The sequence below is a fragment of the Amorphus sp. MBR-141 genome (assembly GCF_053628695.1).
Map to the genome: position 1 here is coordinate 54,823 of NZ_JBRJGW010000024.1, position 11,457 is coordinate 66,279.

The 11,457-nt window shown below is 66.0% G+C and carries 12 protein-coding genes and 1 pseudogene; 10 read left to right on the forward strand and 3 right to left on the reverse strand.

Features of this window, described 5'->3' with window-relative positions:
• Nucleotides 1–2: 2 nt before the first annotated feature.
• The 3 genes from ACSSVZ_RS23760 to ACSSVZ_RS23770 all read right to left on the reverse strand — a co-directional run bounded on the left by ACSSVZ_RS23760 (nucleotide 3) and on the right by ACSSVZ_RS23770 (nucleotide 2,638).
• Nucleotides 3–713, reverse strand: a complete 711-nt coding sequence (locus ACSSVZ_RS23760; RefSeq protein WP_296708762.1) for a c-type cytochrome — start codon at nucleotides 711–713, stop codon at nucleotides 3–5.
• Nucleotides 710–2,191, reverse strand: a complete 1,482-nt coding sequence (locus tag ACSSVZ_RS23765) for a multicopper oxidase family protein (protein ID WP_296708766.1) — start codon at nucleotides 2,189–2,191, stop codon at nucleotides 710–712. Before ACSSVZ_RS23765 ends, ACSSVZ_RS23760 begins: the two co-directional genes overlap by 4 nt.
• Nucleotides 2,192–2,323: 132 nt before the next feature.
• On the reverse strand, nucleotides 2,324–2,638 hold the full coding sequence (locus ACSSVZ_RS23770) for a hypothetical protein (RefSeq protein ID WP_296708769.1): 315 nt from the start codon (nucleotides 2,636–2,638) through the stop codon (nucleotides 2,324–2,326).
• 341 nt (nucleotides 2,639–2,979) lie between these two features.
• Here ACSSVZ_RS23770 and trbB point away from each other — a divergent pair, with 341 nt between their 5' ends.
• From trbB to ACSSVZ_RS23820, 10 genes and pseudogenes are all read left to right on the forward strand, one after another.
• On the forward strand, nucleotides 2,980–4,005 hold the full coding sequence (gene trbB / locus ACSSVZ_RS23775) for a P-type conjugative transfer ATPase TrbB (protein ID WP_296708772.1): 1,026 nt from the start codon (nucleotides 2,980–2,982) through the stop codon (nucleotides 4,003–4,005).
• Nucleotides 3,986–4,318 (forward strand): TrbC/VirB2 family protein, encoded by a 333-nt coding sequence (locus ACSSVZ_RS23780; protein ID WP_372089415.1) that lies wholly within the window; start codon nucleotides 3,986–3,988, stop codon nucleotides 4,316–4,318. Before trbB ends, ACSSVZ_RS23780 begins: the two co-directional genes overlap by 20 nt.
• Nucleotides 4,318–4,599: a VirB3 family type IV secretion system protein gene (locus ACSSVZ_RS23785; RefSeq protein WP_372089416.1), complete on the forward strand. Its 282-nt coding sequence runs from the start codon at nucleotides 4,318–4,320 to the stop codon at nucleotides 4,597–4,599. Before ACSSVZ_RS23780 ends, ACSSVZ_RS23785 begins: the two co-directional genes overlap by 1 nt.
• A gap of 16 nt (nucleotides 4,600–4,615) precedes the next feature.
• Nucleotides 4,616–7,072, forward strand: a complete 2,457-nt coding sequence (gene trbE, locus ACSSVZ_RS23790; RefSeq protein WP_422067483.1) for a conjugal transfer protein TrbE — start codon at nucleotides 4,616–4,618, stop codon at nucleotides 7,070–7,072.
• A complete protein-coding gene (gene trbJ / locus ACSSVZ_RS23795) occupies nucleotides 7,069–7,839 on the forward strand; it encodes a P-type conjugative transfer protein TrbJ (RefSeq protein WP_372089418.1) in 771 nt (256 codons plus the stop codon). The genes trbE and trbJ overlap by 4 nt, the downstream gene beginning before the upstream one ends.
• Nucleotides 7,840–7,868: 29 nt before the next feature.
• Nucleotides 7,869–8,153, forward strand: a complete 285-nt coding sequence (gene trbK-alt, locus ACSSVZ_RS23800) for a putative entry exclusion protein TrbK-alt (RefSeq protein ID WP_372089419.1) — start codon at nucleotides 7,869–7,871, stop codon at nucleotides 8,151–8,153.
• Nucleotides 8,154–8,159: 6 nt separating this feature from the next.
• Nucleotides 8,160–9,518 (forward strand): P-type conjugative transfer protein TrbL, encoded by a 1,359-nt coding sequence (trbL, locus tag ACSSVZ_RS23805; RefSeq protein ID WP_372089420.1) that lies wholly within the window; start codon nucleotides 8,160–8,162, stop codon nucleotides 9,516–9,518.
• On the forward strand, nucleotides 9,515–10,204 hold the full coding sequence (trbF, locus tag ACSSVZ_RS23810) for a conjugal transfer protein TrbF (protein ID WP_372089421.1): 690 nt from the start codon (nucleotides 9,515–9,517) through the stop codon (nucleotides 10,202–10,204). The genes trbL and trbF overlap by 4 nt, the downstream gene beginning before the upstream one ends.
• Nucleotides 10,201–11,178 (forward strand): P-type conjugative transfer protein TrbG, encoded by a 978-nt coding sequence (gene trbG, locus ACSSVZ_RS23815; RefSeq protein ID WP_372089422.1) that lies wholly within the window; start codon nucleotides 10,201–10,203, stop codon nucleotides 11,176–11,178. Before trbF ends, trbG begins: the two co-directional genes overlap by 4 nt.
• Nucleotides 11,175–11,363, forward strand: a pseudogene (locus ACSSVZ_RS23820) (TrbI/VirB10 family protein); the annotation flags it as partial. The gene trbG and the pseudogene ACSSVZ_RS23820, both read left to right, overlap by 4 nt.
• Nucleotides 11,364–11,457 lie beyond the last annotated feature (94 nt).

The following is an 11,457-nucleotide window of genomic DNA, read 5'->3' on the forward strand; positions in this document are numbered from 1 at the left end:
GCTCAGCGCGCCTCGCAGCTTTCCGTAACGAGATGATCGAGGTCGGCGAGGCTGGAGAAAATCACCGAGAAGCGGTCACCACCCATGCCGGCTCCAAGGATCAAGGCGACGCCAGACGGCGGGCCGGTCTCGACACTGTCGATCTTGAGCCGGATGTTCTTCTCCCAATAGGGCGTCTCGCGGCCGTCATCTGTGGTAATGAAATAGCTGTCGCCGCAATGGCGGATCGCCGTGACACGCATTTCAGGCGGCGGATCGCCGATCGGCTCCGGCGCTCCGGCCCGCAGCCAGCCTGCCGGGATAAGACCTTCGTCGACGACCTTCCTGCCGCCGCCGGGCTGGCCGGCGATTTCAAGAAATGCGACGAGGTCTGCGCGCGCCTGAGGATCGTCGATCCCGCGGAACATCATGTAGGTGCCGGGGATCATGCCCATTGGGTCTTTCAGCCAGCCGTCGAGCGCCGCGGCGTTCCAGGAGAAGCCCGCGTCCTTCAGTCCGGGCGAAAAGCGCACGAACCCCTCGGCCGTGCCTGCCATGCGTCCCATGAAGCCGTCGAGGCTCGGGCCGCTGAGGTGCAGGCTGGGCTCGAGGGCGTGACAGGCGACGCAGGCGCGATAGGCCTGCGCACCGCGTCTGGCGTCTCCTTCGGCAAATGCGTCCACACCGAACGACAGCAAAGTCAGTGCGGCGAGGGCGAGAACGCTCCGGCTCATATCCGCTCCCCCTTCCCGGAAACGCGGATCACCCCCATCATCCCGGCGGCCTGATGCTCGAGGATGTGACAGTGGAACATCCAGTCGCCCGGATTGTCGGCGACGAAGGCGATCTCGACCTTCTCGCGCGGCGCCATCAGCACCGTGTCCTGCCACTCGCGGTGCGCCGTCGGCTGCCCGTTCCGCGACAGGACGCGGAAGGAGTGTCCGTGCAGGTGGATGGGGTGATGCCAAGCCGTCGCGTTGGTCATTGTCAGGACGCAGGTGCGGCCGCGCGGGAGCGTCAGCAGCGGATCCATGACATGGCCGGTGGCGGCCTTACCGTTGATGAACCAGATGCCCTGGCCATGCATCATGTTCATCATGTTGCCCATCATGCCGCCGGACGCCCCGTCCCCCATGCTGCCGCCCATTTCGGCCATGACCATCTGGCCCATCATGCCGCCGTTAAACGTGACCTCGTGGCGGATCGCGTCGCGCAGGTCCGGCTCGGCAAGCGGATTGGCCGGCAGTTCCACCGGCCAGTCCGGAGCACCTTCCCTCAGGGCCGTTTCCGCATAGGCGAGTTCGACCAGGCGGTACTCCAGCCCCTGGTAGAACCGGTCCACCACAGTGGTCCGGTTTCCCGGCCGGTCGGTCATGTCAAGGATCATATCCATCCGCATGGCCGGACCGAGCGTGACGAGCCCGTCCGCCGGCGCATGGGGCGTGACCGGCTGTCCGTCGAGAGCGATCACGACCGGCTCGAGCCCGGAGAAATCGAGTCCGAAGATGCGGGCATTGGCAGCATTGATCAGACGCAGCCGGATGCGTTCGCCCGCGCGAACCGCAATGCTCTCCGGCACCCGGCCATTGATGGTGACCGTGTTGCCGACGCGGCCGTTGTGCATCAGGTCATGCCGGTTGCCGAAATCGTCGCTGATCGCAACGGCCTGGGTCAGCCGCCAGTCGTCCAGTACCCAGGTCAATTCGCGGTCGACACGAACAGGTGCTGCTTCCTCGATGATCAGGGGGCCGTAGAGACCACGCCCCACCTGCACCGTGCTGTTCTGATGCGGGTGATACCAGAAGGTGCCGGCATCAACGGCGTCGAACTCGTAGGTGAAGCTCTCGCCCGGCGCGATCGGCACCTGTGTCAGATGCGGCACGCCATCCATGGCGTTGGGCGTGCGCACGCCGTGCCAGTGGACGGTTGTTTCCTCATCAATACCGTTGTCGATCACGACGCGCATACGATCGCCCTGACGGACGCGGATTTCCGGGCCGGGCACCGCATCGTTGTAGGCCCAGACCGGCGTTTCTCCGTAAGGCTCCGGAACGAGATGCGTTCTTCCCGGTGCCGCCCTCAACCGGAACTCCTTGACGGAAGCGGCCCGAGCGTTCCGGAGTCCGGAAACCGGAAGCACCGTACTGGCTGCAAGAGCCGCGGCGGATGTGAGAAAAGCCCGACGCGTTGGCGTCGGCAGATACAAGACCATGATGTCCAACCATCCTGAGAGGGCGCTTGAGTCCGCAGCGCGCTAACCGCGCGAAGCGAAGCGGGGTCACGGGCGGCCAGGTTGACCGCGCATGATTTCAGGCGCCGCGAACCGGAGGAACTCCGGGCGGCGTCAACTCAGAATGGTGGATCGTGGGGGGTAAGGGTCCGGCGGTCCGGTGCGCCCGGTCACGCTCTGGAGAACCTGGCTTTCGGAAGTCGTCTCAGCCCCGGGCAGGCTTGGCTGGCCCGACGGCACGACAGCCAGGATCGGCGATACGCAGACATTGTCGCACGGAGGCATGTTGTCGTTACCGTCCGAGCAATCCTGGCAGTCGCCCATGTCCGCGCCATCGATCACGGCAAGCGTCATCTTCGCGCTCATGGTGGCGGCATTCGCGGCATGCATGACCGTTCCCGCCGCGAAAGCAGCGAGCATCATGATCATGAAAATGCGAACATACCTTGCCATACTTTATAGAATACCCCGGATATTGCGTGCTGTCGATGTGCGTTCCGTCGCAGATCCTGCACGGCCTCCACCCGGTGCAGATGATGCAAACGTCATTTAGGCGAACTTTAGAATGCTATAGCGTAGCCGTAGTTCTCATCCGGTTCCTGCATGGCCCGCCGTAACCAGTCGGCAAAGGAAACCGCCGCCGTTCTCCTGTCTTTGCACGCCACACTACGACGACGCTAATTCCTTGTTGAATCGGCCCTAAATCAGGCCCTTTTAATCATCCCCGCATGGGGACCATCTGGTTTGTCCCCGTCGAAATCGGGGATCAGATGGCGGCTTCGCATCACAATTCGGAACGTATCGCACGCGGCGCGCGAATGTTGCGCACCGCGCTCGGTCCGGCCATCGCCCGCTTTCTCGAAGACGCAGGCGTCGTCGAGGTGATGCTGAACCCGGATGGGCGGCTTTGGATCGACCGCCTCTCCGAAGGCCTGTCCGATACGGGTGAACGCCTGGCGCCGGAGGATGGCGAGCGGATCATCCGCCTCGTCGCCCATCATGTCGGCGCGGAGGTCCATACCGGGAGCCCGCGCGTTTCGGCAGAGCTGCCCGGGACAGGAGAGCGGTTCGAGGGGCTTCTGCCTCCGGTCGTTGCGGCGCCAGCCTTCGCGATCCGCAAGCCCGCCGTCGCGGTGTTCACCCTCGACGACTACGTCACGACCGGGATCATGACGGCCGAACAGGCCACCGCGTTGCGCGACGGAGTCGCGGCCCGAGCCAACATCCTCGTCGCCGGCGGCACCTCCACAGGCAAAACGACGCTGACCAATGCACTCCTCGCCGAGGTCGCGAAGACCTCCGATCGCGTCGTCATCATCGAGGACACACGCGAGTTGCAATGTGCCGCGCCGAATCTTGTTGCTATGCGGACGAAGGACGGCGTGGCCTCTCTCTCCGATCTCGTCCGCTCCTCATTGCGCCTGCGTCCCGACCGCATTCCCATCGGCGAGGTCCGTGGTAGCGAGGCGCTTGATCTCCTGAAGGCCTGGGGCACCGGCCATCCGGGCGGTGTGGGCACGATCCATGCGGGCTCGGCCCTCGGTGCGCTGCGCCGTCTCGAACAGCTCATCCAAGAAGCCGTCGTCACCGTTCCGCGCGCGCTGATCGCCGAGACCATCGATCTCGTGGCGGTGCTGTCAGGCCGTGGCACGGCCCGCCGTCTTTCCGAACTCGTTCGCGTGGAAGGCCTCGGGCCGGATGGCGATTACCGCGTCGTGACAACCGTCGTCGCGCCCGGTGCATCTCTTCTCACACCAGCCGCAAAGGAAAGTCCACATGCACCAGACCCTGCGTAACGCCTACCATCGCCTGGCTGCGGCGGCTTCGGTCGCGCTCATCGCCCTGATGACCACGCCTACCGCTCATGCGTCTGGTTCGTCCATGCCATGGGAGGCACCGCTCCAGTCCATCCTCGAATCGATCGAGGGGCCGGTCGCCAAGATCCTCGCCGTCATCATCATTATCATCACCGGCCTGACGCTCGCCTTCGGCGACACGTCGGGCGGCTTCCGGCGCCTCATCCAGATCGTTTTCGGCCTGTCGATCGCCTTCGCGGCGAGCTCCTTCTTCCTGTCCTTCTTCTCCTTCGGCGGCGGGGCGCTCGTCTGATGGCGGGGGCCGATGATCGCGGCGGCGACCTGCTCGGCTTCTCGGTGCCGGTTCACCGGGCGCTGACCGAACCGATCCTGCTCGGCGGTGCGCCGCGCGCCATCGCCATCATGAACGGAACGCTCGCGGGCGCCATCGGGCTTGGCTTGCGGCTTTGGCTCGCTGGCATCGCGATCTGGGCCATCGGTCATCTGGCCGCCGTCTGGGCCGCCAAGCGCGACCCTCTCTTCGTCGAAGTGGGCCGCCGGCACCTGCGCATTCCCGCGCATCTGACGGTCTGAGCGAGAGGAACCGCCCATGATGAACCTCGCCGAATACCGCAATCGCAACGCACGCCTCGCCGATTTCCTGCCCTGGGCGGCGCTGGTCGGCGAAGGGATCGTCCTCAACAAGGACGGGAGCTTCCAGCGCACGGTGCGGTTCCGGGGACCGGACCTCGATTCAGCGGTTCCAGCCGAACTCGTCGCCGTCGCCGGCCGGCTGAACAACGCCTTCCGCCGTCTCGGATCGGGCTGGGCCATCTTCGTGGAAGCGCAACGCCTTCCGTCGAACAGCTATCCCGACGGCCGCTTTCCTGATGCCGCGTCGGCGCTGGTCGATGCCGAGCGCAAGGCGAGCTTTGAGGAGGCTGGCGCGCATTTCGAATCTAGCTATTTCCTCACCCTCACTTATCTGCCGCCGGCTGAGGACGCCGCCCGCGCCGAGGGCTGGCTCTATGAAGGCCGCGAGACCAAGGGCATCGATCCGCATGAGGTACTGGCCGGCTTCGCCGACCGGACCGACCGCGTCCTGCGCCTGGTCGAAGCCTTCATGCCCGAATGCCATTGGCTAGATGACGCGGAGACCCTGACCTACCTGCACGGCTGCGTCTCCACCAAACGCCACCACGTCCGCGTGCCGGAAACGCCGATGTATTTGGATGCGCTGCTCGCCGACCAGCCGCTCGCCGGCGGGCTTGAGCCGCGTCTTGGCGACCAGCATCTGCGCGTCCTGACCGTCACCGGGTTTCCGACTGTCACCACGCCCGGCCTGCTCGACGAGCTCAACCGGCTGGCCTTTCCCTATCGCTGGTCGACCCGCGCCATCCTGATGGACAAGACCGATGCGACCAAGCTGCTGACCCGCATCCGTCGCCAATGGTTCGCCAAGCGCAAGTCGATTGCCGCGATCCTGAAAGAGGTGATGACCAACGAAGCGTCGGTGCTGATCGACACCGACGCATCGAACAAGGCGGCGGACGCCGATCTCGCGCTGCAGGAACTCGGCGCCGACTATGCCGGCGTCGCCTATGTCACCGCGACAGTGACGGTGTGGGATGCCGACCCGCGTGTCGCCGACGAGAAGCTGCGCCTCGTCGAGAAGGTCATCCAAGGCCGCGACTTCACCGCGATGCCCGAGACCATCAACGCCGTGGATGCCTGGCTCGGCTCGCTGCCCGGACATGTCTACGCCAATGTCCGCCAGCCGCCGATCTCCACGCTCAATCTCGCCCACATGATCCCCCTCAGCGCCGTGTGGGCGGGGCCGGAACGGGACGAGCACCTTGCAGCGCCCCCACTGCTGTTCGGCAAGACCGAGGGCTCGACCCCGTTCCGGTTTTCCCTTCATGTCGGCGATGTCGGGCACACGCTCGTCGTCGGTCCGACCGGCGCGGGCAAGTCCGTGCTTCTGGCGCTGATGGCGCTACAGTTCCGCCGCTATGCGAGTGCCCAGGTCTTCGCCTTCGATTTCGGCGGCTCGATCCGTGCCGCGGCACTTGCCATGGGCGGCGACTGGCACGATCTCGGCGGCGGTCTCACCGAAGGCGACGAACACAGCGTCTCGCTGCAGCCGCTTTCCCGCCTCGAGGAGACGGCCGAGCGCGCCTGGGCCGCTGACTGGATCGTGGCCATTCTCATGCGTGAGGGCGTCGGGATCACACCGGAGGTGAAGGAACATCTCTGGACGGCCTTAACCTCACTCGCCTCGGCGCCCGTCGAGGAACGCACGATCACGGGCCTTGCCGTGCTGCTTCAGTCCAACGACCTCAAGCAGGCGCTGCGGCCCTATTGCGTCGGCGGCGCCTATGGGCGGCTACTCGACGCGGAGGCCGAGAATATCGGCAAGGCGTCCGTGCAGGCCTTCGAGACCGAGGGCCTGATCGGCACCGGCGCGGCGCCGGCGGTGCTCGCCTACCTGTTCCATAGGATCGAGGACCGGCTCGACGGGTCGCCGACCCTCATCATCATCGACGAGGGATGGCTGACGCTGGATGACGAAGGTTTCGCCGGCCAACTCCGCGAGTGGCTGAAGACGCTCAGAAAGAAGAACGCTTCCGTCGTCTTCGCCACGCAGAGTCTCAGCGACATCGACGGCTCCCCCATTGCGCCCGCGATCATCGAAAGCTGCCAGACGCGATTGCTCCTGCCCAACGAGCGGGCGATCGAGCCGCAGATCACCGCGATCTACCGGCGCTTCGGCCTCAACGACCGCCAGATCGAGATCCTCGCCCGGGCGACGCCCAAGCGCGACTACTATTGCCAGTCGCGGCACGGAAACCGGCTGTTCGAGCTGGGGCTCAGCGAAGTGGCGCTCGCGCTCTGCGCCACCTCCGCCAAGACCGATCAGGCCGCCATCGCCCGCATTCTTACTGAACATGGTCGTGGCGAATTCCTCGACGCCTGGCTGCGCCATCGCGGCGTCGACTGGGCCGCCGACCTCATTCCCGACCTCAGCAATCTCATCCCCCAAGCCGAAAAGGAGTCCCGGCCATGAAGATTTGTAAACCCAATGCACGCGCGGCCCGCCTTGCCGCCGCGCTGATCGCCGCGCCGGTCGCGGTGCTGCCGATGGTGCTGGCGCCGTCGGCCTCTGCGGCGTGGATCGTCTACGATCCCACCAATTATGCGCAGAACGTGCTCCAGGCGGCGCGGGCGCTTGAGCAGATCAACAACCAGATCACCTCGCTGCAGAACCAAGCGCAGATGCTCATCAACCAGGCCCGCAACCTCGCGAGCCTGCCCCATTCGTCCTTGCAGCAACTTCAGCAGGCCGTGGGCCGCACGCAGTCTTTGCTCCAGCAGGCGCAGAACATCGCCTTCGACGTCCAGCAGATCGACCAGGCGTTCCAGCAGAATTACCGCAATATCGATCTGAGCACGTCGGAACAGCAGCTCGTCGCCGACGCGCGATCGCGCTGGGAGAACACAGTCGGCGGGCTTCAGGACGCCATGCGCGTTCAGGCCGGCGTGGTCGGCAATATCGAGACCAATCGCGCGCAGATGTCGGCGCTGGTCGGTCAGAGCCAGGGCGCGACCGGCGCCTTGCAGGCGACACAGGCCGGCAACCAGCTCCTCGCGCTTCAGACGCAGCAGCTCGCCGACCTTACGGCGGTCATCGCCGCCAACGGCCGGGCGCAGGCGCTGACCGATGCCGAGCGCGCAGCGGCGGCCGAACAGGGCCGTGTCCAGCGTGAGCGCTTCCTCACGCCGGGCACCGGCTACCAGCCCGGCAATGCGCAGATGTTCCACAACGGTAATTGACGAGCCAGACGGCCGGAAAGGGGAAACCGATGGAGGGCAAGATGCTGGCGCGGATCGCGGCCATCATCTTCGTTGCCTTCGCCATCACGGCGACGGTGATCGAGATGACGCGCAAGGATGAGCCGGTGCGACCGGGCTCCGCGCCGGCGCTGGCTCCTTCCGCCGACCCGCTGCGCGCAGCCCAGCGCCGCTGCCAGCAGATGGGAGAGGCCGCCGCGAGCAATCCCGAATGTCTGCGCACCTGGGCGGAGACCCGCGATCGCTTCCTCGGTCGCACCCCGACTCCCGTCACCCCCCAGAGCAGCGAGGACTAGCGATCCATGGGCGGCACGGGCGTCATCGACAGTTTCCTCGGAGTCTTCACCAGCTATATCGATTCCGGCTTCGGGCTCCTCGGCGGCGAGGTGGCGTTCATCGCCACCACGCTGATCATCATCGACGTGACCCTTGCCGCGCTGTTCTGGTCATGGGGCGCCGACGACGACATCATCGCGCGTCTGGTGAAGAAGACCCTGTTCGTCGGCGTCTTCGCCTACATCATCGGCAACTGGAACAATCTCGCCCGCATCGTCTTCGAGAGCTTTGCCGGCCTCGGCCTGATGGCGTCGGGCACCGGCTTTTCCGCCGCCGATCTGATGCGGCCGGGCCGTGTCGCCCAGACCGGACTCGATGCCGCCCGGCCGCTGCTCGAATCCATTTCCGACCTGATGGGCTGGGTCGCCTTCTTCGAGAACTTCATCCAGATCGCCTGCCTGCTTTTTGCCTGGGCGCTGGTGCTTCTCGCCTTCTTCATCCTCGCCATCCAGCTCTTCATCACCCTGATCGAGTTCAAGCTGACGACGCTGGCAGGATTCGTACTCATTCCCTTCGGTCTCTTCGGCAAGACCGCGTTCATGGCCGAGCGCGTGCTGGGCAACGTGATCTCGTCCGGCATCAAGGTACTGGTGCTCGCCGTCATCATCGGTATCGGCTCGACGCTGTTCTCGCAGTTCACCGCCGGCTTCGGTGGGGTCACACCCACCATTGACGAGGCAATGGCCGTGGTGCTGGCCGCGCTATCGCTGCTTGGGCTCGGCATCTTCGGACCCGGCATCGCGAACGGCATCGTGTCCGGCGGACCGCAGCTCGGTGCTGGGGCCGCAGTCGGCACCGGCCTTGCCGTCGGCGGCGCCGCGCTCGCCGGCGCGGGTGCCGCTGGTCTGGCAGCGCGTGGCGGCGGTATGGCGCTGTCTGGGACTGCGGCCGCTGCTCGCGGCGGCGCCGCCGCAGCGGGCGGGGCAGCGACCGCCTACAGCCTTGGCTCGGCCGGTCAGTCGGGCGCCGCAGGCGTCGCCTCTGGGCTCGGCGCTGTAGCGAGCACAGGCGCGCGCGCTGCCGTCTCTCCACTGCGGCGCGCCAGCGCCAACGCCTCCGGCAGCCTGAGGCAGAGCTTTCAAGCCGGCGGGCGAGCCGCCTTCGAGACGACGGGCGGCACTGTAGGCAATGCGGGCGGTGCAGCAACCGCCGCGGCTGCACCATCCCCCTCATCCGCCTCCGACGGTCCTCCGGATTGGGCCAAGCGCATGAAGCGCTCTCAGCGACTCTCCCATGGCGTCCAGGCCGCTGCCCATGCCGTGCGCTCGGGCGACAGCCATGGCGGCGCCAGTTCCGTCAACCTTTCCGAAGGGAACCGCTCATGAGCTTCTTCAAACGATCCTCGACTCACTACGGCAAATCACCCGAACCCGAGACGCCCTATCAGCGTGCTGCCCAGGTCTGGGACGAACGCATCGGCTCGGCCCGTGTGCAGGCGCGCAACTGGCGGCTGATGGCATTCGGCTCGCTGATCCTCTCCGGCGGCTTCGCGGCGGCGCTCGTCTGGCAGTCCGCCACGGGCTCAATCGTGCCCTGGGTGGTGCAGGTCGACAATCTCGGCCAGGCGCAGGCCGTCGCGCCTGCCACTGCCGACTACCAGCCCACCGATCCGCAGATCGCCTTTCATCTGGCGCGCTTCATCGAGCAGGTGCGCTCGATCCCCGCCGACGCGATCGTGGTCCGGCAGAACTGGCTGCGCGCCTACGAGTTCACCACCGACCGTGGGGCGCTCGCGCTCAATGACTATGCGCGGGCCAACGATCCCTTCACGCGCGTCGGACAGAGCCAGGTCTCCGTCGAGGTGTCGAGCGTCATCCGCGCCTCGCCGAACTCCTTCCGCGTCGCCTGGACTGAGCGCCATTTCGAGAACGGGCAGCTCTCCGTCACGGAGCGATGGACGGCGATCCTGACCATCGTGATCCAGCCGCCGCGCGACGCCGAGAAACTACGCGCCAACCCGCTTGGCATCTACGTCAACGCCATCAACTGGTCGCGGGAGATGAGCCAATGAGCACGATCTTCCGCAAACCCGCACTTCCGGTTTTCCGTAAATCCGCACTGATGTTTGTGCTGCTTTCGGCCTCCACGCTTGCCGGATGCGCCACCTACCGCCCACCGCAAATCAGCTACGACGACAGCGTGCCGCCGCTGCCCACGGTGCAGAGACCAAGCACGGACGAACGTCCGCGGGCGCTCCATACGCCACCGGCCTGGACGGTTGCACGAGGCGGTACGAATGCGTCCACGCCGACCGGCCAGGTCGAGAGCGCCAATGCGGCAGCGCGCATCGAACCCCGCCGGGAAGGCTATTACAACGCGATCCAGATCTATCCCTGGAGCGAAGGCGCGCTCTATCAGGTCTATGCGTCGCCAGGCCAGATCACCAACATCGCGCTCGAGCCGGGCGAGGCCCTCACCAGCACGGGACCGATCGCCGCCGGCGATACCGCGCGATGGATCATCGGCGATACCGAAAGCGGGTCCGGCGCGACACGGCGCGTCCATATCCTCGTCAAGCCGACGCGTCCGGACATCACGACCAACCTCGTCGTCACCACCGATCGCCGCACGTATATGATCGAACTGCGCGCCGAAGAGCAACCTTACATGCCGGCGGTCGCCTGGGCCTATCCGCAGCCGCCGGCCACGCAGCGCGCGACGCCGGCCACTCCGACCATTCCAGCAACCTCGGCGCGACACTATCGCTACGGCATGCAAGGCGACAGCCCGCCCTGGCGGCCGGTGTCGGTCTTCGATGACGGGCGACGGGTCTACATCATCTTCCCCGCCGGAATCGTGCAGGGCGAGATGCCGCCGCTCTTCGTGCTCGGCCCCGATGGAGAGCCGGAGATCGTCAACAGCCGCATCTATCGCAACATCCTGATCGTGGACCGCATCTTCGCGGCCGCCGAGCTGCGTCTCGGCAGCGGCGACCGGCAGCAGACAGTCAGGATCGTGCGAATCGACGGGAGGCCTGCGTCATGAGCGATATCGATGACAATAAAGACGAAAGCGCTCCGCTCACCGCATCGCCCGCCGACACGGCCGAACCGATGCGGCTGCGCGGCAATCCTCCGCGCGTCACGCGTCTCTCTCGTCGGGTATTGGCCGGCATCGGCCTCGTCGCCGCGCTCGGCGTCGGTGGTGCGCTCATCTATGCGCTTCAGACCCCGTGACCTGCCCCTGAGTTTTTCCTCCACCTGGAGTTAGAGTCCGGCCTCGATCGAAGGACGGACAGATGAAGCGGAAGCGATTTACGGAAGA